A 25473-nucleotide genomic window follows, 5' to 3' on the forward strand; every position below is an offset into this window, starting at 1 on the left:
CCCTCGAGGAACATACACACGAATGAAGACCGCGGAGATCGCGCAGCGCTTTCTCGACTACTTCGAGAAGAACCATCACACCATCGTCCCGTCGGCGTCCCTCGTCACCGACGACCCGGCCCTGCTCTTCACCGTGGCCGGCATGGTGCCGTTCATCCCGTACCTGAGCGGCGATGTGCCGGCCCCGTATCAGCGCGCGGCCGACGTGCAGAAGTGCCTTCGCACCAACGACATCGAAGAGGTCGGCAAGACGCCGCGCCACGGCACGTTCTTCCAGATGCTCGGAAACTGGTCTTTCGGCGACTACTTCAAGGAGAGCGCCATCCGCTTCGCGTGGGAGCTGCTGACCACCTCCGATGCCGACGGCGGACTGGGCTTCGACCCGAAGGACCTGTGGGTCACGGTCTACGAGGAGGACGACGAGGCCCACGATCTGTGGCTGAAGCTCACCGGCCTCCCCGAGGACCGCATCCAGCGCCTCGGCAAGGACACGAACTACTGGAGCACGGGCCTTCCGGGTCCCGCCGGCCCCTGCTCGGAGATCTTCTTCGACCGGGGACCCGAGTACGGCATCGACGGCGGTCCCGCCACCGACGACGACCGCTACGTCGAGATCTGGAACCTCGTGTTCATGCAGTACGAGATCACGAACGTGCGGTCGAAGTACGACTTCGACATCGTGGGCGAGCTTCCCGCCAAGAACATCGACACCGGCATGGGCCTGGAGCGCGTCGCGTTCATCAAGCAGGGCGTCGACAACATGTACGAGACCGACCAGGTGCGCCCCGTGCTCGATCGCGCCGTCGCCCTGTCCGGCCGCACGTACGGCGCGAACCACGAGGACGACGTGCGCTTCCGCGTCGTCGCCGATCATGTGCGCTCCTCGCTCATGCTGCTGTCGGACGGTGTGACGCCGTCGAACGACGGCCGCGGCTACATCCTCCGCCGTCTCATGCGCCGCGCGATCCGCTCGATGCGGCTCCTCGGCGTCGACGGCCCGACCTTCGCCGAGCTCTTCACCGCCTCGCGCGACGCGATGAAGGACGCCTATCCCGTCGTCGCCGACGACTGGGCCCGCATCTCGCAGTACGCCCTCGCGGAGGAGGCGACGTTCCTGCGCACCCTCGCGGCCGGGGAGACGATCCTCGACGACTCGCTCGCCCAGACGAAGGCCGAGGGGGGCACCACGATCGCCGGCGCCGAGGCATTCCTCCTGCACGACACCTACGGATTCCCCATCGACCTCACGCTCGAGATCGCCGAGGAGGCCGGGCTGACCGTCGACCGCTCCGCGTTCGACACGCTCATGCAGGAGCAGCGCGCCCGGGCGAAGGCGGATGCCCGCTCGCGCAAGCGGCAGCTTGCCGATACGAGCGTCTACCGCGACCTGCGTGCCCAGGGCGAGACGACCTTCACCGGCTACACCGACCTCGAGACCGAGTCGAGCGTGCTCGGCATCCTCGTCGACGGCGTCTCGGTCGACCGCGCGTCGGCGGGACAGATCGCCGAGGTGATCCTCGCCGAGACGGCGCTGTACGCCGAGTCCGGCGGTCAGGTCGCCGACAAGGGCGTCATCGTCGGCCCGGGATTCGAGCTCGAGGTGCTCGACGTGCAGAAGCCCGTTCCCGGGCTCGTCAGCCACACCGTCGAGGTCTCGTCGGGAGAGGTCGGCGTCGGGCAGCCCGCGACGTCGGTCGTCGACGCCGTGAACCGCCGCGCCGCTCGGCAGGCGCACTCCGCCACGCACCTCGTGCACGCGGCCCTCCGCGACACGCTGGGCAAGACCGCGACCCAGGCCGGCTCGCTGAACCGCGCCGGGTATATGCGCTTCGACTTCTCGTGGGGTCAGGCGCTGTCGGACGCCACGAAGTCCGAGATCGAGGAGATCGCCAACAACGCCGTCCGCGACAACCTCGAGGTCACGACGCGGGTCCTGCCGCTGGATGAGGCGCGAGCCGCGGGGGCCATGGCGCTCTTCGGCGAGAAGTACGGCGACACCGTGCGCATGGTCGACATCGGCGGTCCCTGGTCGCGCGAGCTCTGCGCCGGCACCCACGTGGCGACGAGCTCGGAGGTGGGGCTCATCAGCCTCGTCGGCGAGTCGTCCGTCGGCGCCTCGAACCGGCGCGTCGAAGCCCTCGTGGGCCTGGACGCCTTCCGGTCGCTGGCCGCCGAGCGGGCGATCGTGTCGCAGCTGACCGCGACGCTCAAGACGCCGCGCGACCAGCTTCCCGCGCGCATCGCCGAGCTCCAGGCGAGCCTCAAGGCGGCCGAGAAGAAGATCGCCGCGTTCGAGTCCCGCGCTCTCGCCGACCGCCTGCCGCAGCTGGCGAGGAGCGCGTCGCAGATCGGCTCGTACCGGGTCGTGGCTGAGTCGCTCGGGTCGGCGACGTCGGCCGACGACGTGCGCTCGCTCGCCCTCCAGGTCCGCGACCGGCTCGGCTCCGACGCCGCGGTCGTCGCACTCGGCGCCGAGGTCTCCGGACGCCCCGTCGTCGTGGCCGTCACGAACGACGCCGCCCGCGCGGCCGGCGCCAAGGCCGGCGCCCTCGCGAAGACCGCCGCCGCGGCGCTCGGCGGCGGCGGCGGTGGTCGCGACGACGTCGCCCAGGGCGGAGGGACGGATGCCTCGGCACTGCCGGCCGCGCTCGCGGCGGTCAGAGACGCCCTCGGAGCGGCGTGACGGACTTCCGACGCGGGGTGCGCCTCGGCATCGACGTGGGCAGGGCCCGCGTCGGCGTCGCGCGCTCCGACCCGGACGGCCTCCTCGCGACGCCGGTGGAGACGGTGGCGCGCGACGATGCCTCGATCGCCCGGCTCCTCGCGATCGGCGACGAGCACGCGGTGTTCGAATTCGTCGTCGGTCTGCCGATCAGCCTGAACGGGGGAGACACCCCCTCGACCGCGGACGCGCGCGCGTTCGCCCAGGCGCTCGCCGAGGCATCCACCGTTCCCGTCCGGCTTGTCGACGAGCGGCTCAGCACCGTCTCGGCGCACTCGGCGCTGCGGGGTGCGGGCAGAACTCAGCGCGAGTCTCGTAGGATTGTCGACCAGGTCGCCGCCGTGGTGCTGCTGCAGCAGGCTCTCGATGTCGAGAAGAGCACGGGGCGTCCTCCCGGATTCCCCGTACCCCCGGAGCAGGAGCACGCCTGACAATGCCCGATTCGCCGTCGCCGTTCGACGATCCGTTCGCGGATCTGTTCGGCAAGCTGCCCGATCCGCGGACCCGCGACGGCGCACTTCCCGGACCCCGGCGCTCGCCGGCGCCCCTGGTCCCCGGACCGGACGAGGCCGGCGCTTTCGTGCACGGGCCGCTCACGACGACGACACGCCCCGCTCCGACCGTCGGATCGGCGACGGCATCCGCCGTGACGTCCCCTGGAGAGCGACCCGCGTCCGCTTCGCCCTCGCGAGAGCCGATCGCCCCCGGGGCATCCCTTCCGCGACAGCCCGACGAATCGGCCGGCACGCCGAATGCCGGCTCGGAGCGGACGGAGAACGCCGGCGCCCCGCTCTCGCGCCGGGCCGCGCGCGAAGCCGCTGCCGCCGAGGCGGCGCGCACCGGTCAGGTCCCCGCAGGCGCTGCCGCAGCGGGCGCGGACCAGCCCGACGAGCCCGTCCAGAACGCCGCGCCGGACGATCCCGCGCCGGCCGATCCGGCCCCGGTCGATCGGGCGCCGGCCGATCGGGCGCCGGTTCCGGCAACCGCCGTCCTCCCCGCGACGACGTTCGACGACGTCATGATGACGGATGCCTCACCCCGCGACGCGTCGTCGATGACGCCCGCCGACGAGCCCCGCTCCGTCGCCTCGCAGGCGAGCCTCGAGGACCTCTTCACCGGTCGCAGCTCGTCCGACGACCTCGGCCACGCTCCGCCACCCGCGAACAAGCGCCGGCGCCGCGTCGGCGGATGGATCGCTCTGGCGATCGTGCTGCTCTTCCTCGGTGGCATCGCCGCGGGGGGCCTGTGGGTGTGGAACACCTACGAGGACCAGATCCGCGAGTTGATGGGCTGGGAGGAGCCGAAGGACTACGAGGCGGGCCAGGCGACCGGCGAGGCGCTCGTCACGATCTCTCAGGGCGACACCGGCGGGACGATCTCTCAGACGCTGTACGACGCGGGCGTGACCAAGACGCCCGAGGCCTTCTACGACATGCTCGTCGAGACCGGACAGAACCCCACCTTCTACCCGGGCGTCTATCGGCTGCAGCAGAAGATGACGTCCGACGCCGCCCTCACGGCGCTTCAGGACCCGGCGTCGAAGCTCGAGAACTCCGCTCTCGTCCGCGAGGGGCTCACCGTCGACCAGACGCTGCCCATCCTCGCCGAGAGCCTCGGCATGCCGCTCGAGGAGTTCCAGGCCGCCGCGGCGAATCCCGCGACCTTCGGTGTTCCGGCCGACAGCCTCGAGGGCTGGCTCTTCCCCGCGATGTACACGTTCGACCCCGGAGCCACGCCGACCGACGTCATCCAGACCCTCGTCAACCGGACGATCGAGTCGCTGGACACCGCGGGAGTCCCTGCCGAGGACCGGCAGCGGGTGCTGACGGTGGCGTCGATCATCCAGCGCGAAGCGCGCTTCGAGGACGACTTCTACAAGGTCTCCCGCGTCATCGAGAACCGGCTGGCTCCGACCAACGACCAGACCTTCGGGTACCTGCAGATGGACTCGACGGCGCAGTACGGCTTCGGCGAGATGCACGACGGCACGGTGTCGTCGTCGCAGGAGGCGCTCGACGACGACAACCCGTGGAACACGTACCGGCATCCGGGTCTGCCGAAGGGTCCCATCGCCAACCCGGGCGACCTGGCCATCGACGCGGCGATGCACCCCGTCGACGGCCCGTGGCTGTATTTCGTGACGGTGAACCCCGACAGCGGGGAGACGATCTTCACGACGACCGGGGCGGAGCATGAGCAGGCTGTCAAGCAGTGGCAGCAGTGGTGCTCCGACAACCCGGGCAAGTGCTGAGCGCCGACGCGAGCCGGCTGGAGGTGTGGGGCGATCCCATCGCGCACAGTCGCTCACCCGAGCTGCATGCCGCCGCCTATCGCGTGCTCGGGCGCGATTGGACCTACGGGCGCCGGCAGGTCGACGAGGCCGAGTTCGCCGCGCAGCTCGCCTCTCTCGACGGGTCGTGGCGCGGGCTGTCGCTCACGATGCCGCTCAAGGGAGTCGCCTTCGCCGCAGCGCGCTCCAATGACCGGCGCGCCGCCCTGACCGGCGCGACCAACACGCTCCTCCTCGACCGCGCGGGCCCGCTCGGCTTCAACACCGACGTGGGAGGGATCGTCCGCGCCCTGGGCGACGAGGGCCTCCCGGCCGTCGACCGCGCGCGCATCGTCGGCGCCGGCGCCACCGCGACGTCCGCGCTGGTCGCCCTCGGCGAGCTCGGGGCGCAGCGAGTGGAGGTGGTCGCGCGGCGCCGAGCCGCCGCCGATCCGCTGCGCGAGCTGGGGGAGCGGCTCGGCGTCGTCGTGACCGTCGTCGACTTCGCGCGTTCCGCCTATGCCCCCGTAGCCGTCACGATCGCGACGCTGCCGGGTGACGCGCAGGTGACGGATGCCGCGGCCGACGCGCTCGCCGGCTCCGGCGGGCTCCTCCTCGACGTCGTGTACGGACACTGGCCGACCGCCCTGTCATCGGCCTGGGAGCGCGCGGGCGCCCGTGCGATGTCGGGGCTCGGCATGCTGCTGCACCAGGCCCTCCTCCAGATCCGCATCTTCACGGCCGGCGACCCGGATGTTCCCCTCGATGACGAGTCTTCCGTGCTCGCCGCGATGCGCGAAGCGGTCGTGGGAGACTAGATCAATGCTCCGCGTGCTCACGGCCGGCGAATCGCACGGTCCCGAACTGGTCGCCATCATGGAGGGCCTGCCTTCGGGCGTCCCCATCTCGCGCGCCGCCATCCAGGCCGATCTCGCGCGCCGCAAGCTCGGCTACGGGCGCGGCTCGCGCATGAAGTTCGAAGAGGACGAGCTCACGATCTCGAGCGGGGTGCGCCACGGCTTCTCCCTCGGCAGCCCCATCGCGCTGCGCATCGGCAACACGGAGTGGCCGAAGTGGGTCGAGGTCATGAGCGCCGAGCCCGTCGACCTCACCGAGAAGTCGCGGGGCCGCGGCGCCGCCCTCACGCGCCCCCGCCCCGGTCATGCCGACCTCGTCGGCATGCAGAAGTACGACTTCGACGAATCGCGTCCGATCCTCGAGCGTGCGAGCGCGCGCGAGACCGCCGCCCGCGTCGCTCTCGGCGCGCTCGCCCGGGCGTTCCTCGGCGAGCTCGGCATCCGGCTCGTGAGTCATACGCTCTCGATCGGTCCCGTTCGCGTGCCCGAAGACGCCGCGCTGCCGGCTCCCGACGACGTCGAGGCGCTGGACGCCGACCCGCTGCGGTGCTTCGACGCCGGCACGAGCGTCCGCATGGTCGCCGAGGTCGACGCCGCCCGCAAGGACGGCGACACGCTCGGCGGCGTCGTCGAGGTGCTCGCGTACGGGCTTCCGCCGGGGCTCGGGTCGCACGTGCACTGGGATCGCCGCCTCGACGGCAGGCTCGCGCAGGCGCTCATGAGCATCCAGGCGATCAAGGGCGTCGAGGTGGGCGACGGCTTCCTCACGACAACCCGTCGCGGCTCGCAGGCGCACGACGAGCTCTTCGCCACGACCGACGGCATTGCGCGGGCGTCCGACCGCGCGGGCGGCACCGAGGGCGGGATGTCGACCGGGACCGTCTTGCGCGTGCGGGCCGGCATGAAGCCGATCGCGACCGTGCCGCACGCGCTGCGGACGGTCGACGTCGCGACCGGCGACACCGCCGCCGCGCATCACCAGCGGTCGGACGTGTGCGCGGTCCCCGCCGCCGGCGTCGTCGCCGAGGCGATGGCCGCGGTCGTCCTGGCGGAGGCCGTGCTGGAGAAGTTCGGCGGCGACAGCGTCGGCGAGACGCGCCGCAACCTCGAGGGCTACCTCGCTGCGATTCCCGCGACCCTGCGTACGACCCACGCGAGCGACGCCGGGCTCGGCGCCGAGAGCGACTCCGCCCTCGCCGACGCATGACGGCGCTCGTCCTCATCGGCCCGATGGGCGCGGGCAAGACGAGCATCGGACGGAAGGTGGCGAAGGCGCTCGGCGTGAGCTTCTTCGACACCGACATCGCGGTCGTGCGCGCGCACGGCCCCATCGAGGACATCTTCTCGATCCAGGGAGAGGCGCGCTTCCGCGCGCTCGAGCGCGCCGCCGTCGAGGAGGGCCTGCAGACCGGGGGAGTCGTCTCGCTCGGCGGGGGCGCCGTGCTCGACGCGCAGACGCGCGCCGATCTCGCGCACCACCGTGTCGTGCTCCTCACGGTGGAGCCCCACGTGGTGGCCGGACGGATCCGCGACACCGAGCGCCCCCTCCTCCAGGCGGAGGATGCCGCGGCCCGCTGGCTCGAGATCTACACCGCGCGCCGGCCCCTTTACGAAGACCTCGCCGACGTGACCTTCGACACGTCGAGCGGCCCGCTGCAGCACGTGGTCGAGGCCATCGCGACCTGGGCCCGCTCGACCGACAAGGAGACATAGATGCGAGACGAAGTGCCCGACCCGACCACGATCCCGGTGTCGGGCGACGCCCCCTACGACATCACGGTGGGGCGCGGCATCCTCCCGCTCCTCGGCGAGAAGCTGCCGCCCGCGGCCCGGAAGGTCCTCGTCGTGCACCCGCCGACGCTCGCCGAGCAGGCCGAGCGCCTGCGCGAGGCGCTCAGGGGCGATCGCGAGGTGCTGTTGGCCGAGATCCCGGATGCCGAACAGGGCAAGCGCATCGAGGTCGCGGCGTTCTGCTGGCAGGTTCTGGGCCAGGCCGACTTCACCCGCACCGACGCCGTCGTCGGCTTCGGCGGCGGTGCGGTGACGGATCTCGCGGGCTTCGTCGCGGCGACGTGGCTGCGCGGCGTCGAAGTCGTGCAGGTCCCCACCACGGTCCTGGCGATGGTCGACGCCGCCGTGGGCGGCAAGACCGGCGTCAACACGGCGGAGGGGAAGAACCTCGTCGGCGCCTTCTGGGCACCGCGCGCCGTGCTGTGCGACCTCGATCTCCTCGACACGCTGTCGCACAACGAGAGGGTCGCGGGCTTCGCCGAGGTCGTCAAGGCGGGCTTCATCTGGGCGCCCGAGATCCTCGATCTCGTCGAGGCCGACCCCGAGGCATCCGTCGACCCGCGAAGCGACGCCTTCCGCCGCTCGATCGAGCTCGCCATCGACATGAAGGCGCGCGTCGTGGGGGAGGACCTGCGCGAGGCGGGGCTGCGCGAGATCCTCAACTACGGGCACACGCTCGGCCACGCGATCGAGCACGCCGAGCGCTACCGCTGGCGTCACGGAGCCGCGATCTCGGTCGGCATGGTCTTCGCCGCCGAGCTCTCGCGCCTGGCGGGGCGGCTCCCGGATGCGGCGGCCCTGCGGCACCGCGACATCCTGACCCTTCTCGGCCTGCCGACGACCTACCGCGCCGGCGCGTGGCCGCAGCTGCTCGCGACGATGCAGCGCGACAAGAAGAGCCGCGGGGGGATGCTGCGCTTCATCGTGCTCGACGACATCGCGCGCCCGACCGTGCTGCAGGCGCCGGACGAGTCGCTCCTGTTCGCCGCCTACCAGGAGGTCGCCGGCTGACGCCGAGTCGCCCGTGATCACCCGGAGCGGGCGAGGAGGGTGGCGCGGCCACCGCCGCCTCGGCAGGATCGGTTCCGGCGGCGCGGGGGTGCGCGCCGCGAACCCGAGGAGGTCGCTCGCCATGACCGACACGTCGACGAAGCCCGCGCGTGCGGGCGCCGTCCTCACGACCCTCATCCTCGTCGCGGCCGTCGCGAACCTGCCGCTCGCGGTGGCGAACGTCGCGCTTCCCGATATCGGCCTCGCCTTCGACGCGTCTCAGACGGAGCTCAATCTCGTCGCGGTCGGCTACTCGCTGGGGCTCGCGGCATCCGTGCTCTGGCTCGGCGCGCTCGGCGACCGCTACGGCCGGAAGATGATGCTGCTGCTCGGCGTCTCCATCTCGCTGCCCGCCTGCCTGCTGGCCGCCTTCGCACCCACCGTGGACGTCCTCATCATCGCCCGCATCATCGGCGGCATCGCGGCGGGCATGGCGTACCCCACGACGCTCGCGCTGATCACCGCGCTCTGGTCGGGTCCGGCCCGCACGCGGTCGATCGCCCTGTGGTCGGCGACCGGCGGGGCGATCTCGGCGCTGGGCCCGCTCATCTCGGGCTCGCTCCTCGAGGTGTTCGACTGGGGCTCGGTCTTCCTGGTGACGATCCCGCTGATCGTGGTGGCGATCCCCCTGATCATCCGGGTGATACCCAGCCACGTCAACGAGGCGACCGATCCCGTCGACAACCTCGGCGGCATCCTCTCGGCCGTCCTGGTCGGCGCCGTCATCCTCGCCATCAACTTCGCAAGCGTCCCCGACGCGGGAACGCTCGTGCTGAGCCTCAGCATCATCGGCCTCGCCGCACTCGGGGCGTTCCTCCTCCGCCAGCGCCGGGCCCGCAACCCGCTCTACGACCTCCACATCGCGGGACGCCGCATCTTCTGGGTCGCGGCGGTCGCCGGGATCATCGTCTTCGGCTCGCTCATGGGCGCGATGTTCATCGGCCAGCAGTTCCTTCAGAACGTGCTCGGCTACTCCACGATCGAGTCGGGCTTCGCCATCCTCCCTGCCGCGGTCTTCATGGTGCTCCTCGCGCCGCGCTCGGCGAAGCTCGTGGAGTCGCGAGGCGCGCGCTTCACGCTTCTCATCGGATACGCGGCGGTCCTCCTCGGATTCGTCACGATGCTGCTGCTGTGGAACGAGGGGTCCCCGTACTGGATGGTGGGGCTGGGATACGCCTTCGTCGGCGCGGGCGTGGGCCTCGCCGGCACCCCGGCATCCCACTCGCTCACGGGTGCGGTGCCGGTCAGGCGCGCGGGCATGGCGTCGGGTACAGCCGACCTGCAGCGGGATCTCGGCGGAGCGATCATGCAGTCGATCCTCGGTGCCCTGCTCACCGCCGGGTACGCCGCCTCGTTCGCGAGCCAGATCTCGTCCTCGCAGGACGCCTCCGACGTGACCGCGAGCGTCGAGACGCAGCTGCAGAAGTCCTTCGCCAGCGCCGAGACGGTGGCGCAGCAGTACCCGCAGTACGCCGACGCCATCACTCAGGCCGCGAAGACCTCGTTCCTCCAGGGTCAGGACTGGGCCTACCTCGCGGGCATCGTCGCGGTGCTGGTCGGCGCCGTCCTGGTCTTCTTCCTCTTCCCGAAGCGCGACCGCGAGAAGGAGCTGCTCGAGCGGTATCGGGCGGAGGACACCGCGCAGGACCCCGCGGCGACCGTCTGAGCCACGCTCGGGGCGGCTGGTAGGGTGCGGTCATGCCGTCGCCGCGCCGCCTCCTGCTCGTCAACGGACCCAACCTCAACCTCCTGGGCACGCGCGAGCCCGACGTGTACGGCACCGCCACCCTCGCCGACGTCGAGCGGATCGCAGCGGATGCCGCGGCCGCCCGCGGCTTCGAGCTGCGAGCCGTGCAGAGCAATCACGAAGGCGTCCTGATCGACGCGATCCACTCCGCGCGGGAGGACTGCGCGGGGATCGTCATCAACCCCGGGGGCCTCACGCACACCTCGGTCGTGCTGCGCGACGCCCTCTCGGCCGTCGCGCTCCCCGTCGCCGAGGTGCACATCTCCGACGTGCGTGCCCGCGAGGAGTTCCGTCACCACTCGTACGTCGCCGACGTCGCCGTGGTGCACGTCGTGGGGGAGGGCGTCGCCGGCTACGCCACCGCGGTCGAGCGGCTCATCCGCGTGGTCACGGGCCTCACCGACAACTGACCCGGGTGGGGCTGTGAGCCTTCATCCGAAGCCCGAGACCGCGGGTGGAACCCGGCGTCCCGGCCGTCCGGTGAAGTCGCACGGACCGGCAGACTAGAATCGAACGTCGGGCCTCCGCCCGAAGACCCTCACGAACGGAACTCCTTCAGCCATGGCATCGACCGCAGACATCAAGAACGGCGTCGTCCTGAACATCGACGGACAGCTCTGGAGCGTCGTCGAGTTCCAGCATGTCAAGCCCGGCAAGGGCGGCGCGTTCGTCCGCACGAAGCTCAAGAACGTCGTCTCGGGCAAGGTCGTCGATCGTACCTACAACGCCGGCGCGAAGATCGAGATCGAGAACGTCGACCGCCGTGACTTCACCTACCTCTACAACGACGGAGAGGGCTTCGTCTTCATGGACGTCGCCGACTACGACCAGCTGACCGTTCCGGCGGCGACGGTCGGCGACGCCAAGAACTTCCTGCTCGAGAACCAGCAGGTGCAGATCGCGCTGAACAACGGCAACCCGCTCTACATCGAGCTCCCGGCATCCGTCGTCCTCGAGATCACCTACACCGAGCCGGGCCTCCAGGGCGACCGCTCGTCGGCCGGCACGAAGCCCGCGACCGTCGAGACGGGCTACGAGATCCAGGTCCCCCTCTTCCTCGAGACCGGCACGAAGGTCAAGGTCGACACGCGCTCGGGCGACTACCTCGGTCGCGTGAACTGACCGCGGCGGCGTCCGTTCCCACCGTCTGATGAGTGCCCGTACGAAGGCGCGCAAGCGCGCGCTCGACATCCTCTTCCAGGCCGACGTCCGCGGCGAGGACGTGGCATCCATCCTCGCCGCCGAGGCCAAGCGCGCCGCGAGCGAGCCGGCGCGTGAGGGGTCCTGGCTCTACGCGCGCGAGATCGTGGACGGCGTGATCGACAACCGCGACGCGATCGATGAGCAGATCACGACCTTCGCCAAGGACTGGTCGCTCGCGCGGATGCCCGCCGTCGACCGCGCCCTGCTGCGGATCGGCTCGTGGGAGATCCTCTACAACGACGACGTGCCGACCGCGGTCGCGATCGACGAGGCCGTCGAGCTCGCGAAGGAGTTCTCGACAGACGACTCCGGGTCGTTCGTGCACGGGGTGCTGGCGCGCATCGCCCGCGCATCCTGACACGATCGGCTTCCCGGCGCGCACCCTCGGGCACGACCCCGGGCGGTGCCTACACTCGAAGACGGAAAGGAGAGACCATGCGCATCACGGGCCTCGGCCACGCGGGCATGTTCATCGAGACGGCGGGCGGCAGCATCCTGTGCGATCCGGTGATCGGACCGACCTTCTTCGGCTCCTGGTTCCCCTTCCCCGACAACCGCGGGCTCGACTGGGAGAAGTACGGCAACGCCGACTTCCTCTACGTCTCGCACCGGCACCGCGACCACTTCGACCCCGCGCTCATGGAGCGCGTCGTGCCGAAGTCCATCGCGGTGCTGCTCCCCGAATACCCGACCGACGACCTCGAGCAGGATCTCCGCAAGGCCGGCTACGACAACATCGTCTACACGCAGGCGGGCGTGCCGCTGGAGTTCGGCCCGCTCAAGGTCATGATCACTCCGCTCCGGGCGCCGAGCGACGGCCCGATCGGGGACTCCTCGCTGTCGGTCGACGACGGCACCGCCAGCATCCTGAATCAGAACGACTCGCATCCGCTCGATCTGGACAGGCTCATGTCGTTCTCCAAGCCCGAGGCGTACTTCACGCAGGTCTCCGGCGCGATCTGGTGGCCCATGGTCTACGACCTGCCGCAGGAGTCCAAGCAGAACTTCGCCAAGCTCAAGCGTGACGCGCAGAACAAGCGCGCGATGTACTACATCGAGAAGGTGGATGCCGAGCACGTCTTCCCGATGGCGGGACCGCCCATGTTCCTCCGCGAAGAGCTCTTCAAGTACAACGGCCAGGGCCTCGCAGGCGACGCGATCTTCACGGACCAGCGGGAGTTCCTCGCGCACATGCGCGAGGTGCGCCCCGAGCAGAAGGGCTACGAGTTCCTTCCCGGGACCGTCGTCGAGATCGCCGGCGGCGAGCTCTCGGTGACCCAGACGCTGTACACGGATGCCGAGATCGACCGGATCTTCGACGACAAGTGGGCGTATCTCGCCGAGCAGCAGAACTCCCGTCAGGACGAGATCCGCGCCGAGGAGGCATCCCGTGCCCCCGTCCTGCCGCCGGACGAGATGCTCGCCGCGATCAAGGAGTGGTGGGAGCCCCTGCTTCGCCGTGCCCGCACGATACGCAACGGCGTCGGCGGGAACGTGCGGTTCCGCATCGGCGAGCTCGACATGGTCGTCGACTTCCCGAAGGCCAAGGTCCGCGAGTACGCGGGCGAGGAGTGCGTCTACTGGTACACGATCCCCGCCGATCTCGTCTCGACGAACATCGCCGACCATGAGATCGACTGGTCCAACTCGATCTTCCTGTCGATGCAGTTCGAGGTGGGACGCAGCGGCAAGTTCAACGAGTTCCTCACGACCTTCCTGAAGTGCCTGTCGCGGGACCGCATCGAGTACGTCGAGAACTGGTACGCCGAGCAGACCGACCAGACCGAGGACGCCCAGCTCGGCGAGTGGATGGTGCAGCGCCGGTGCCCGCACCTGCGCGCCGATCTCTCGAAGACCGGCAAGATCGAGGACGGCGTGCTCACGTGCTCCCTCCACGACTGGAAGTGGGACCTCGCGTCCGGGAAGTGCCTCACCTCGCAGGGGCACCCGATCCGCGCCTCGCTCGTCGAGGAGGACGCCGTTCCCGCCGCCGATCAGCCCGCCGCGTAAGGCCGATCCCGGTGGTTCCGAACCCCTCCGCTCGGTCGGGGAGCCCATCTCCGCTGCCCGTCCCGGCAACTCGGCCCTGAGCCGCCCCGCGGGCGTCGCGACGAAAAAAGGCTGACCCCGATCCAGCCGCCGCGGTAGCATGCCGGATGAGTCGCCTCTGACCGCATCAGGGGAAGCCTCAACTCGTCGGTGCTGTTCGGGTCAGTTCCTGGGGAGGCGGGCATGCGGGCACGTCGTGGTGTGGTGCGCTTGGCGGTGGTGATCGCGGCGCTGTCGCTCGCGGTCGGCGGTACGCCCGCTTCGGGCGCTGAGATCGGATCCTCCGTCGCCTCGGCGGCTGAGCCCTCGCCGTCCGGCCCGGTTCCGAGGATCGCCGGCGCAGACCGGTACGCGACGGCGGCGGCCCTCAGTGCGAGCTCCTTCGCGCCCGGCGTGCCGATCGCCTACGTCGCGACCGGCGAGGACTTCCCCGACGCCCTGGCGGGCGGCGCCGCCGCGGGAGCGCAGCGCGGACCGGTACTGCTCACCCTTCCCGACGCGCTGCCCACGTCGGTCCGCTCGGAACTGACGCGCCTCAAGCCGGCGAAGATCGTCGTGCTCGGCGGCGACGACCGCGTGGGGGACGCGGTGATGGGTGCGCTGACGTCGTACACCACGGGGCCGGTGTCGAGGATCGCCGGCCCCGACCGCTACGCCACGTCCGCGGCGGTCAGTGCGAGCGCGTTCGCAGCCGGCGTGCCGATCGCGTACATCGCGACCGGCTCGGACTTCCCCGACGCGCTCTCCGGCGGCGCCGCCGCCGGCGCGCAGCGGGGGCCCGTCCTGCTCACCGCTTTCGACACACTGCCCTCGTCCGTCCGCGGCGAGCTGACCCGTCTCAAGCCGGCGAGGATCGTCGTGCTCGGCGGTGGCGACCGCGTGAGCGACACCGTGCGCAATCAGCTGACGTCGTACACCACGGGGTCGGTGTCGAGGATCGCCGGCGGCGACCGGTACGCCACGGCCGCGGCGCTCAGCGCGAGCGCGTTCGCGCCCGGCGTGCCGATCGCCTACGTCGCCACCGGCACGGGCTTCCCCGACGCCCTCGCCGGCGGCGCCGCCGCCGGTGCCCAGCGCGGGCCGGTCCTGCTCACCGCTCCCGACACTCTCCCTGCGTCCGTCCGCGCAGAGCTGGCCCGCCTGAAGCCTGCGAAGATCGTGGTCCTCGGTCGCGGCGACCGTGTCGGCGACGCCGTCCGCATACAGCTGTCCGCCTACGCCAACGGGTCCTCCAGCACGAGCGATGGCTGGTTCACCTACGCGATCTATCCCGACACGCAGCAGGAGGTCTTCGCGTGGGCGGGCTCGCGCTTCATCGACCGATCGAAGTGGCTCGTCGCCCACCGATCCGCGCTCGACCTGCGCTTCGTCTCCCACACGGGGGACGTCGTGAACTGGGACACCGACGATCACGCCCAGTACGTCATCGCCCGAGCAGCCACCGATCCGCTGAACCAGGCGGGCATCCCGTACCAGCTGAGCATCGGCAACCACGACACGCTGGCGACCGGCGTCGGCGGCTCCGCGCGCGACGCGCCCCGGACGTACGAGTATCAGCGCGTGACGACGACCTTCAACACGTTCTGGCGCCCGTCGGACTACGCGGCACTCGCCGGAGCGTTCGAGACCGGGAAGGTCGACAACACGTACTCGGTGTTCGATGCGGAGGGTGCCCGCTGGCTCGTTCTGAACCTCGAGCTGTGGCCCCGCGGGGCCGTCGTGTCATGGGCGGAGAGCGTCATCGCCTCCCACCCGGGGCACAACGTCATCATCCAGACCCACAGCTACCTGAGCGGCGACGCCCTCATCGACGGAGCAGGGCGATCGCAGACCAAGTGGGAGTACGGCGACTCGTCGCCGCAGTACATCTACGATCGCCTCGTCGCGCCGTACACCAACGTGAAGATCGTCACGAGCGGACACGTCGGGATCGCCGCGTCGCGCGTCGTCACGACGGCGAAGGGCAACCGTGTGGCATATCTGCTGCAGACGGTGCACTCCAACACGAACAACCCGGTGAGGCTCAACCAGATCGACGTCGCGGCCGGGACGATCTCCACTCATCTGTACGCCCCGCAGGACCACGTCACGTGGGACGTCAGATTGCTGACGGGCCTGTCCTTCATCCGCGGGTGAGCGCGGCGCGCGCGAGGCGGGCCGGAGAGCAGAGGCCCGTGCGGCACCGGTCGGCGCGCGACGGTTCCGGCACCGTGGTCCGGTAGGCTCGGGGGGACCACAGCAACCTTTAACCCCGTCCCGTGAGGCGGAGAAGGGAGCGGCGGATGAGCACGCGCACCGTGCTGCACGAGGCCGACATAGCCCGGGCCCTGACTCGGATCTCTCACGAGATCCTCGAGTCCAACAAGGGCCCGGATAACCTGGTCATCCTCGGCATCCCCACTCGAGGAGTGACCCTCGCGCACCGCGTCGCGGCACTGGTGTCCGAATTCGGCGGAGTGCCTGTCCCCGTCGGGGCGCTCGACGTCACGATGTACCGCGACGACCTGCACCGCAACCCGACCCGCACTCCGCAGCCGACCCAGATCCCGCCCGGCGGCATCGACGGCAGGACGGTCGTGCTCGTGGACGACGTGCTGTTCTCCGGTCGCAGCATCCGCGCGGCTCTCGACGCACTGCAGGACATCGGCCGGCCGGCCGCCGTGCGGCTGGCGACGCTCGTCGACCGCGGTCACCGCGAGCTGCCGATCCGGCCCGACTTCGTGGGCAAGAACCTGCCGAGCTCCCGCGACGAGCGCGTCAACGTCCGCCTCGCCGAGGTAGACGGCGCGGAGGAGGTGACGATCGAGTCATGAGGCACCTTCTCGACACCCGCACGCTCGACCGGGACGAGGCGCTGCGCATCCTCGACGTGGCCGAGGACATGGCCGACACCCAGCGCCGCGAGATCAAGAAGCTTCCGACCCTCCGCGGCAAGACGGTCGTCAACCTCTTCTTCGAGGACTCGACGAGAACGCGGATCTCCTTCGAGGCCGCGGCGAAGCGCTTGAGCGCCGACGTCATCAACTTCTCGGCGAAGGGTTCGAGCGTCTCGAAGGGGGAGTCGCTCCAGGACACCGCCCAGACGCTGCAGGCGATGGGGGCGGATGCCGTCGTCATCCGTCACGGCGCCTCCGGCGCTCCCCGCACCCTCGCGACGAGCGGCTGGATCACCGCGGGCGTCGTCAACGCCGGCGACGGGACGCACGAGCACCCGACGCAGGCGCTCCTCGACGCCTTCACCATCCGCAAGCGGACCTTCGGCGACGCGAGCCGCGGCCGCGACCTCGCGGGGCTGCGCATCACGATCGTCGGCGACGTGCTTCACTCTCGGGTCGCCAGGTCGAACGTGTGGCTGCTGACGACGCTCGGTGCGGAGGTGACCCTGGTGTCGCCGCCGACCCTCGTGCCGCAGGACGTCTCGGCGTGGCCCGTCCGCGTGGGCTACGACCTCGACGAGGCGATCGCCGACGGATGCGACGCGCTCATGATGCTCCGCATCCAGCTCGAGCGCATGAACGCGGCGTATTTCCCGACTGAACGGGAGTATTCCCGCCGCTGGGGGCTGGATGCGACACGGTTGCGGGCCCTCGGCACCGGTAGCATGGTGATGCACCCCGGCCCGATGAACCGCGGCCTGGAGATCTCCGCCGACGCCGCCGATTCGCCCCGATCGACCGTGCTCGACCAGGTGACGAACGGCGTGTCCGTGCGGATGGCGGTGCTCTACCTGCTGCTGGCGGGCGTCACGCCCGAGAGGAAGGACGACGAATGAGCGAGGTCCTCCTCTTCCGCGGAGCACATCTCGAAGGCGGCGAGGCGGCCGACCTCCTCGTGGAGGACGGTGTCATCGCCGAGGTCGGCACGGGCCTCAGCCGCGCGGGGGCGACGGTGGTCGACGTGAGCGGCCTGGTCGCCCTTCCCGGTCTCGTCGACCTGCACACCCACCTCCGCGAACCCGGGTACGAGGCATCCGAGACCATCCTCACCGGCTCGCGGGCGGCGGCCGCCGGAGGCTTCACGACGGTCTTCGCGATGCCCAACACCTCGCCCGTCGCCGACACGGCCGGCGTCGTCGAGCAGGAGCTCGCGCTCGGCGAGGCGGCCGGGTTCGCCACCGTGCAGCCGATCGGCGCGGTCACCGTCGGTCAGAAGGGCGAGCGGCTGGCCGAGCTCGGCGCGATGGCCGACTCCCGCGCGCGCGTCCGCGTCTTCAGCGACGACGGCTTCTGCGTGTGGGACCCGCTCATCATGCGGCGAGCGCTCGAGTACGTGAAGGCGTTCGACGGCGTCATCGCCCAGCACGCCCAGGATCCCCGCCTGACCGAGGGCGCCCAGATGAACGAGGGCAGCGTCTCGGCCGAGCTGGGCCTCACCGGCTGGCCGGCCGTCGCCGAGGAGTCGATCATCGCGCGAGACGTGCTGCTGGCCGAGCACGTCGGATCGCGCCTGCACGTCTGCCACCTCTCGACGGCGGGGTCGGTCGAGATCATCCGCTGGGCCAAGCGCCGCGGCGTGCAGGTCACCGCCGAGGTCACGCCGCACCACCTGCTCCTGACCGACGAGCTGGCTCGCGGATACGACGCGCGCTTCAAGGTCAACCCACCGCTGAGGCGCGAGGAGGACGTGCTCGCTGTGCGCCAGGGCCTGGCCGACGGCACGATCGACATCGTCGCCACCGATCACGCGCCGCATCCCGTCGAGGCGAAGGCCTGCGAGTGGCAGGCGGCGGCCAACGGCATGGTGGGGCTCGAGAGCGCTCTGCGCGTCGTCCAGCAGGCGATGGTCGACACGGGGCTTCTCGTGTGGCCCGACGTCGCGCGCATCATGTCGCGGACGCCGGCGCGCATCGGCCGCCTGGAGGGGCACGGCACTCCGCTGCGCGCGGGGCACGCGGCATCCGTCACCTTCTACGATCCGCGGCCGGTGCGGTCGTTCTCGACCGACGACCTGCGCGGACGGAGCGCCAGCTCGCCGTACCTGGGCCGGGAGCTTCCGGGCGAGGTGCGCTGGACGCTGAACCGCGGCATCCCGACCGTCGTCGACGGTGCGGTGCTCGACAGCCCGGGGGTGCGCGCGTGAGCCGGCAGGGCGCGCTCCTGGTGATGATCGGCGTCGCGCTCCTGCTCCTGGCGCTCCTGGCGTGGAGCTGGTACCGCCGAGTCCGGCGCGATCGGGGCTTCACGGCGCCTCACGGCGAGATCCCGGCCGGCGCGACGCAGACGGCGCTCTTCGCGGTTCTGTACGTCGCGACCACCCGGCACGGCGAGCCCCTCGAGCGTCTCGCGATCCGCGGCCTCGGGTTCCGCTCGAGAGCCGACCTCACCGTCACGAGCGAGGGCGTCGCGATCGACCTCACGGGTCAGCCGCGCATCTTCCTCGCCTCGGCGCGCATCGCCGGCGTCGCTCAGGCGAGTGTCGCGATCGACCGCGTCGTCGAGCCGGACGGCCTCGTCCGCATCGAGTGGCGCACCGACGAGGGCCCGCTCGTCGATTCCTACTTCCGACCGCAGGATGCCTCGGCCCGCGCTCTCGCGGACGCCGTCGGCGCCATCCTCACCCCCACCTCGACAGGACCCGACGCATGACCAGCCCGTTCTCGTCCGATCCCGCCGTCCTCGTCCTCGAGGACGGCACGCGGCACGTCGGCCGCGCCTACGGCGCACACGGCACGACCCTCGGCGAAGTCGTCTTCGCCACCGGCATGACCGGCTACCAGGAGACGCTCACCGACCCCTCGTACGCGGGTCAGATCGTCCTGCAGACGGCGCCCCACATCGGCAACACCGGCATGAACGACGAAGACCCCGAATCGCGTCGCATCTGGGTCTCGGGCTACATCGTGCGCGACCCCTCTCGCGTCGTGTCGAACTGGCGCGCCGACGAGTCGCTCGACGACGCGCTCGAGAGCGACGGCGTCGTGGGCATCAGCGGCATCGACACGCGCGCCGTCACGCGCCACATACGCTCGGCGGGCAGCATGCGCGGCGGGATCTTCTCGGGGGATGCCGCGGCGATCGACGCCGACGAGCAGCTGCGCCTCGTGCGCGAGGCTCCCGAGATGGCGGGGCAGAACCTGTCCGCCGCGGTCTCGGTCGCCGCCGCTGAGGTGACGGCCGCGCAGGGCGAGCGGATCGGCAACCTCGCCGTGCTCGATCTCGGGGTCAAGCAGGCGACCGTCGACAACCTCGCGGCGCGCGGCTTCGAGGTGCATGTGCTTCCGCAGGACGTCACGATCGAGGAGATCCGCGCGATCGAGCCGGTCGCCGTCTTCTACTCGAACGGCCCCGGCGATCCCGCCGCCTCGGGCGACCACGTCGACCTGTTGCGCGGCGTGCTCGACGACGGCCTGCCCTTCTTCGGCATCTGCTTCGGCAACCAGCTGCTCGGCCGCGCGCTGGGCCTCGGAACCTACAAGCTCCCGTTCGGCCATCGGGGCATCAACCAGCCCGTGCTCGACAAGGCCACGGGGCGCGTCGAGATCACGGCGCACAACCACGGCTTCGCGGTCGACGCGCCCGTCGAGGGCTCGTTCGACAGCCCCAACGGCTACGGCCGCATCGAGGTCTCGCACGTCGGGCTCAACGACCAGGTCGTCGAGGGGCTCCGGGCGCTCGACATCCCCGCCTTCTCGGTGCAGTACCACCCCGAGGCCGCGGCCGGCCCGCACGACGCCAACTACCTCTTCGACCGCTTCCGTGACCTCGTCGTGGCGACCCTGGAGACCAACAAGAATGCCTAAGCGCGACGACATCAAGAGCGTCCTCGTCATCGGGTCGGGCCCGATCGTCATCGGCCAGGCGTGCGAGTTCGACTACTCGGGCACCCAGGCGTGCCGCGTCCTCCGCGAGGAGGGCGTGCGCGTCATCCTCGTGAACTCCAACCCCGCCACGATCATGACCGATCCCGACTTCGCAGACGCGACCTACATCGAGCCCATCACGCCCGCCGTGATCGAGACGATCATCGCGAAGGAGAAGCCCGACGCGATCCTCCCCACGCTCGGCGGCCAGACGGCGCTCAACGCCGCGATGGCGCTCGACAAGCAGGGCATCCTCGCCAAGTACGACGTCGAGCTCATCGGTGCGAAGGTCGACGCGATCGAGAAGGGCGAGGACCGCCAGATCTTCAAGCAGCTCGTGCTCGACGCGGGGGCGGATGTCGCGGCATCCGTCATCTGCCACTCGATGGACGACCTGCTCGCCGGCGCCGAGAAGCTCGGCTACCCGCTCGTCGTGCGCCCGTCCTTCACGATGGGCGGCCTCGGCTCGGGCTTCGCGTACGACGAGGCCGATCTCCGCCGGATCGGCGGCGCGGGTCTGCACGACTCGCCGACCAATGAGGTGCTCCTGGAGGAGTCGATCCTCGGGTGGAAGGAGTACGAGCTCGAGCTCATGCGCGACACGGCCGACAACACGGTCGTCGTCTGCTCGATCGAGAACGTCGACCCGGTCGGCGTGCACACGGGCGACTCGATCACCGTCGCGCCGGCGCTCACGCTGACCGACCGCGAGTACCAGAAGCTCCGCGACATCGGCATCGACATCATCCGCGCCGTCGGCGTCGACACGGGCGGCTGCAACATCCAGTTCGCCGTCGACCCTGCCACCGGCCGCATCATCGTCATCGAGATGAACCCGCGCGTCTCGCGCTCGAGCGCTCTGGCGAGCAAGGCCACCGGCTTCCCGATCGCCAAGATCGCCGCCAAGCTCGCGATCGGGTACCGCCTCGACGAGATTCCCAACGACATCACGAAGGTGACGCCGGCGAGCTTCGAGCCGACGCTGGACTACATCGTCGTCAAAGTGCCCCGCTTCAACTTCGAGAAGTTCCCCGCCGCCGACACGACGCTCACGACGACCATGAAGTCGGTCGGCGAGGCGATGGCGATCGGCCGCAACTACACGACGGCGCTGCAGAAGGCGCTGCGGTCGCTGGAGAAGCGAGGATCGAGCTTCCACTGGAGTGACGAGTCGCGCTCGGTCGACGAGCTGCTCGAGGTCGCCAAGACCCCGACCGACGGCCGCATCATCGCGGTGCAGCAGGCCCTCCGCTTCGGTGCGACGGCCGAGCAGGTCTTCGAGGCGACGAAGATCGACCCCTGGTTCATCGACCAGATCGTCCTCATCAACGAGGTCGCCGCGTTCGTCAAGGACGCGGGGGAGCTGGATGCCGCGACCCTCCGCATCGCGAAGGAGCACGGCTTCAGCGACGCCCAGATCGCACAACTCCGCGGAGATTCGGAGCAGGAGGTGCGCGGCGTCCGCCACGGCTTCGGCATCCGGCCCGTCTTCAAGACCGTCGACACGTGCGCGGGGGAGTTCCCGGCGCTCACGCCGTACCACTACTCGAGCTACGACTTCGAGACCGAGGTCACGCCGTCCGACCGCACGAAGGTCGTCATCATCGGCTCCGGCCCCAACCGCATCGGCCAGGGCGTCGAGTTCGACTACTCGTGCGTGCACGCGTCGTTCGCCCTCTCGGACGCCGGGTACGAGACCGTCATGGTCAACTGCAACCCCGAGACCGTGTCGACCGACTACGACACGAGCGACCGCCTCTACTTCGAGCCGCTGACGCTCGAGGACGTCCTCGAGGTGCTGCACGCCGAGGCGCAGTCCGGCGAGATCCTCGGCGTCATCTGCCAGCTCGGCGGCCAGACGCCGCTCGGACTCGCGAAGGGCATCGAAGAGGCCGGCTACCGCATCCTCGGCACGAGCCCCGCCGCGATCGAGCTCGCCGAGGAGCGCGAGCTCTTCTCGCGCCTCCTCGACCGCGCCGGCCTCGTGGCTCCGCGCAACGGCACAGCGGTCGACGAGGCGGGCGCCATCGCGGTCGCCGAGGAGATCGGCTACCCCGTGCTCGTCCGCCCGTCGTTCGTGCTCGGCGGCCGCGGCATGGAGATCGTGTACTCGACGGAGGCGCTGCGCGACTACTTCGTGCGGATCGCCGACCAGGCGATCATCGGCCCGGGCCTGCCGCTGCTCGTCGACCGGTTCCTCGACGACGCCGTGGAGATCGACGTCGACGCGCTCTACGACGGGACCGAGCTCTACATCGGCGGCGTCATGGAGCACCTCGAGGAGGCCGGCATCCACTCCGGCGACTCGAGCTGCACCCTGCCGCCCATCTCACTCGGCCGCACCGAGATCGACCGCGTCCGCGAGGCGACGCACGCGATCGCCGAAGGCGTGGGAGTGCGCGGCCTGCTCAACGTGCAGTTCGCCGTCTCGGCCGGCGTGCTCTACGTCATCGAGGCGAACCCCCGTGCGTCGCGCACGGTGCCGTTCGTCTCGAAGGCGCTCGGCATCCCGCTCGCCAAGGCAGCCTCACGCATCATGGCAGGCGCCACGATCGCCGAGCTCAAGGCCGAGGGCGTCCTGCCCGATGTGGACGGCTCGCGCGTCCCGCTCGATGCGCCGGTCGCCGTCAAGGAGGCCGTGCTGCCGTTCAAGCGGTTCCGCACCAAGGAGGGGCTCATGGTCGACTCCGTCCTCGGTCCCGAGATGCGCTCGACGGGCGAGGTCATGGGCATCGACCGCGACTTCCCGACGGCGTTCGCGAAGAGCCAGGAGGCTGCCTACGGCGGCATGCCGCTCGAAGGCCGCGTGTTCATCTCGGTCGCCGACGACGACAAGCGCGCCGTCATCCTCCCTGCCCACCGCCTGCAGGAGCTCGGCTTCGACCTCGTGGCGACCGAGGGCACGGCCGAGATCCTCGCCCGCAACGGCATCGCCGTCGAGGTGGTGAGCAAGTACTCCGAGACGCAGGAGTCGGGCGACACGAACATCGTCGACCTCATCAACGCGGGCGAGATCGACATGATCGTCAACACGCCGAGCGGGGGAGCGGCGCGTGCCGACGGCTACGAGATCCGTGCGGCAGCGGTCGCCGCCGACAAGGCGCTGTTCACGACCATGGCGGTGCTCGGCGCGGCCGTGTCGGCGCTGCCCGTGCTGCGCGAGGGTTTCGACGTGAAGAGCCTCCAGGAGTACGCCGTCGAGCGGGCGGCACGTCTGTGACCGGCTTCGGGGCGCGGCTCGCCACCGCCCTGACGCAGTACGGCCCCCTGTGCGTCGGGATCGATCCGCATGCGCATCTGCTCGAGGAGTGGGGTCTGGATGCCTCGGCAGCCGGCGCGCGGGAGTTCGGCCTGCGCGTCGTCGACGCCGCGGCCGGGCGCGTCGGCGTCGTCAAGCCCCAGGTCGCGTTCTTCGAGCGCTTCGGCTCGGCCGGATTCGCGGCCCTCGAGGACGTGCTCGCCGCAGGACGCTCGGCCGGGCTCCTGGTGATCGCCGATGCGAAGCGCGGCGACATCGGCACGACGATGGACGGCTACGCCTCGGCGTGGCTCGAGGCGGGTTCGCCCCTCGAGGCCGATGCTCTGACGGTGAGCCCCTACCTCGGACCCGAGTCGCTGCGCGCGACGCTGACGCTCGCCGTTCGCAGCGGGAAGGGCGTCTTCGTCCTCGCTGCGACGAGCAACGCCGAGGCCGCGGCCCTCCAGACCGCACAGACCGCGGATGTCGCCGCCGCCGACGGCGAGACGGTCGCCGCCCGCGTCGCCCGCGACATCGCCTGGGTCAACGGATCGACGGCCTTCGAGGGCGGCCTGGGGCCGATCGGCCTCGTCGTTGGTGCGACGGTCGACCGGCACGAGTTCGGTCTGACCGACGAAGTCCTGCGCGGCGCGCCGATCCTCGCGCCGGGCTTCGGCGCGCAGGGCGCCGAGCCCGCCGACCTCGAGCGACTGTTCGGCGCGCTGACGCCGAACGTCGTCGCGAGCGAGAGCCGCAGCATCCTGTCCTCCGGTCCCGCCGGTCTCGCGGACCGGATCGAGGAGCGCGCCGCGCTCTACCAGGAGGGCCACCGTGGCTGACGCGCAGCACCCGCCCGAGGTCGACCGGGTCGCGGCGTCCCGGCGCGCCGTCGCCGCCCGGCGTGCGCGCGCGTCGCTCAAGAAGGACGTCACGATGCGCGTCATCACGCCGCAGGAGCTGCTGCGGCGCGCGTTCGCCGATCCCGCTTCGCCTGCGGGGACGATGCGCGTGACCGAGTTCCTCACGAGCATCCCCGCGATCGGCGAGGGCAAGCGCGACCGCATCCTCGACCGGCTGGGCATCTCGCCGGTCAAGCGACTCGGCGGTCTCGGAGCACGCCAGCGGCGAGCGCTGTCGGCCTTCCTCGACGAGCGCTGGCCCGAGCTGAAGCCGCGCGAGGGGCGGAGCCGCCTCGTCGTCCTGGCAGGACCCACCGCCGTGGGCAAAGGCACGGTGGCGGCCCGGATCGCACAGGAGCACCCCGAGATCCACCTGTCCGTCTCCGCCACGACGCGGGCGCCCCGCCCGGGCGAAGTCGACGGACGCCACTACTACTTCGTCGACGACGCCGAGTTCGACCGCCTCGTCCGGGACGGCGAGCTGCTGGAGCACGCGACGGTGCACAACCGCTTCCGGTACGGCACGCCCCGCGCACCGATCGAGGCCGCGCTGGCGGAGGGCAAGACGGTGCTGCTCGAGATCGACCTGCAGGGTGCGCGCCAGGTGCGCGCCGCCGAGTCCACGGCGACCCTCGTGTTCCTCCTCCCGCCCAGCTGGGACGAGCTGGTGCAGCGGCTGGTCGGCCGGGGGACCGAGGGCGCGGAAGAGCGCGCCCGGCGCCTGCGCACCGCGAAGATCGAGCTCGCCGCGCAGGGCGAGTTCGACTTCCGCGTCGTCAACGACGACGTCGGCCGGGCCGCCGAAGAGGTCGTGTCGCTCACGCGGTAGACTGTCTGTTTGGGCGTCTT

21 protein-coding genes are annotated in these 25473 nt (G+C 70.8%); all 21 read left to right on the plus strand.

Annotated elements, in window-relative coordinates:
- Positions 1-22 precede the first annotated feature (22 nt).
- Entirely contained in the window at positions 23-2683 is a 2661-nt protein-coding gene (gene alaS / locus EV279_RS12270; RefSeq protein WP_133543858.1) for an alanine--tRNA ligase, read from the plus strand.
- Positions 2680-3153, plus strand: coding sequence for a Holliday junction resolvase RuvX (gene ruvX / locus EV279_RS12275; protein ID WP_133543860.1), 474 nt, complete (start codon positions 2680-2682; stop codon positions 3151-3153). Before alaS ends, ruvX begins: the two co-directional genes overlap by 4 nt.
- A 2-nt stretch (positions 3154-3155) precedes the next feature.
- The gene (gene mltG / locus EV279_RS12280; RefSeq protein WP_133543862.1) at positions 3156-4973 is read left to right on the plus strand and encodes an endolytic transglycosylase MltG; all 1818 of its coding nucleotides are present in this window, start codon (positions 3156-3158) and stop codon (positions 4971-4973) included.
- Positions 4943-5809 (plus strand): shikimate dehydrogenase, encoded by an 867-nt coding sequence (locus EV279_RS12285; RefSeq protein WP_133543864.1) that lies wholly within the window; start codon positions 4943-4945, stop codon positions 5807-5809. The genes mltG and EV279_RS12285 overlap by 31 nt, the downstream gene beginning before the upstream one ends.
- A gap of 4 nt (positions 5810-5813) precedes the next feature.
- Positions 5814-7055 carry a chorismate synthase gene (gene aroC / locus EV279_RS12290; protein ID WP_133543866.1) on the plus strand — a complete coding sequence of 414 codons (1242 nt, stop codon included), beginning with the start codon at positions 5814-5816 and terminating at the stop codon, positions 7053-7055.
- The gene (locus EV279_RS12295; protein WP_133543868.1) at positions 7052-7561 is read left to right on the plus strand and encodes a shikimate kinase; all 510 of its coding nucleotides are present in this window, start codon (positions 7052-7054) and stop codon (positions 7559-7561) included. The genes aroC and EV279_RS12295 overlap by 4 nt, the downstream gene beginning before the upstream one ends.
- Positions 7562-8650, plus strand: coding sequence for a 3-dehydroquinate synthase (gene aroB, locus EV279_RS12300; protein ID WP_208109528.1), 1089 nt, complete (start codon positions 7562-7564; stop codon positions 8648-8650). It begins immediately after the preceding gene.
- Positions 8651-8771: 121 nt separating this feature from the next.
- On the plus strand, positions 8772-10355 hold the full coding sequence (locus EV279_RS12305; protein WP_133543870.1) for an MFS transporter: 1584 nt from the start codon (positions 8772-8774) through the stop codon (positions 10353-10355).
- Between the two features lie 32 nt (positions 10356-10387).
- Positions 10388-10846 (plus strand): type II 3-dehydroquinate dehydratase, encoded by a 459-nt coding sequence (gene aroQ / locus EV279_RS12310; protein WP_133543872.1) that lies wholly within the window; start codon positions 10388-10390, stop codon positions 10844-10846.
- Positions 10847-10997: 151 nt separating this feature from the next.
- Positions 10998-11558, plus strand: coding sequence for an elongation factor P (gene efp / locus EV279_RS12315; protein WP_133543874.1), 561 nt, complete (start codon positions 10998-11000; stop codon positions 11556-11558).
- Positions 11559-11586: 28 nt separating this feature from the next.
- Positions 11587-11997 carry a transcription antitermination factor NusB gene (nusB, locus tag EV279_RS12320; RefSeq protein WP_133543876.1) on the plus strand — a complete coding sequence of 137 codons (411 nt, stop codon included), beginning with the start codon at positions 11587-11589 and terminating at the stop codon, positions 11995-11997.
- A gap of 77 nt (positions 11998-12074) precedes the next feature.
- Positions 12075-13649, plus strand: a complete 1575-nt coding sequence (locus tag EV279_RS12325) for a Rieske 2Fe-2S domain-containing protein (RefSeq protein WP_133543878.1) — start codon at positions 12075-12077, stop codon at positions 13647-13649.
- Between the two features lie 222 nt (positions 13650-13871).
- Positions 13872-15824, plus strand: a complete 1953-nt coding sequence (locus EV279_RS12330) for a cell wall-binding repeat-containing protein (RefSeq protein ID WP_133543880.1) — start codon at positions 13872-13874, stop codon at positions 15822-15824.
- A 146-nt stretch (positions 15825-15970) separates the two neighbouring features.
- Entirely contained in the window at positions 15971-16501 is a 531-nt protein-coding gene (pyrR, locus tag EV279_RS12335) for a bifunctional pyr operon transcriptional regulator/uracil phosphoribosyltransferase PyrR (protein ID WP_133543882.1), read from the plus strand.
- Positions 16498-17460, plus strand: a complete 963-nt coding sequence (locus EV279_RS12340) for an aspartate carbamoyltransferase catalytic subunit (RefSeq protein WP_133543884.1) — start codon at positions 16498-16500, stop codon at positions 17458-17460. The genes pyrR and EV279_RS12340 overlap by 4 nt, the downstream gene beginning before the upstream one ends.
- On the plus strand, positions 17457-18767 hold the full coding sequence (locus EV279_RS12345) for a dihydroorotase (protein ID WP_133543886.1): 1311 nt from the start codon (positions 17457-17459) through the stop codon (positions 18765-18767). The genes EV279_RS12340 and EV279_RS12345 overlap by 4 nt, the downstream gene beginning before the upstream one ends.
- Entirely contained in the window at positions 18764-19273 is a 510-nt protein-coding gene (locus EV279_RS12350) for a hypothetical protein (protein ID WP_133543889.1), read from the plus strand. The genes EV279_RS12345 and EV279_RS12350 overlap by 4 nt, the downstream gene beginning before the upstream one ends.
- Complete coding sequence (gene carA / locus EV279_RS12355; RefSeq protein ID WP_133543890.1) at positions 19270-20427, plus strand: glutamine-hydrolyzing carbamoyl-phosphate synthase small subunit; 1158 nt, start codon at positions 19270-19272, stop codon at positions 20425-20427. The genes EV279_RS12350 and carA overlap by 4 nt, the downstream gene beginning before the upstream one ends.
- Positions 20420-23707, plus strand: a complete 3288-nt coding sequence (gene carB / locus EV279_RS12360) for a carbamoyl-phosphate synthase large subunit (RefSeq protein WP_133543892.1) — start codon at positions 20420-20422, stop codon at positions 23705-23707. The genes carA and carB overlap by 8 nt, the downstream gene beginning before the upstream one ends.
- A complete protein-coding gene (pyrF, locus tag EV279_RS12365; RefSeq protein ID WP_133543894.1) occupies positions 23704-24564 on the plus strand; it encodes an orotidine-5'-phosphate decarboxylase in 861 nt (286 codons plus the stop codon). The genes carB and pyrF overlap by 4 nt, the downstream gene beginning before the upstream one ends.
- Positions 24557-25453 (plus strand): guanylate kinase, encoded by an 897-nt coding sequence (gene gmk / locus EV279_RS12370; RefSeq protein ID WP_133543896.1) that lies wholly within the window; start codon positions 24557-24559, stop codon positions 25451-25453. The genes pyrF and gmk overlap by 8 nt, the downstream gene beginning before the upstream one ends.
- Positions 25454-25473: the final 20 nt, after the last annotated feature.

This window comes from Microbacterium sp. BK668 (genome assembly GCF_004362195.1).
In the GTDB taxonomy this organism is placed as follows: Bacteria; Actinomycetota; Actinomycetes; order Actinomycetales; family Microbacteriaceae; genus Microbacterium.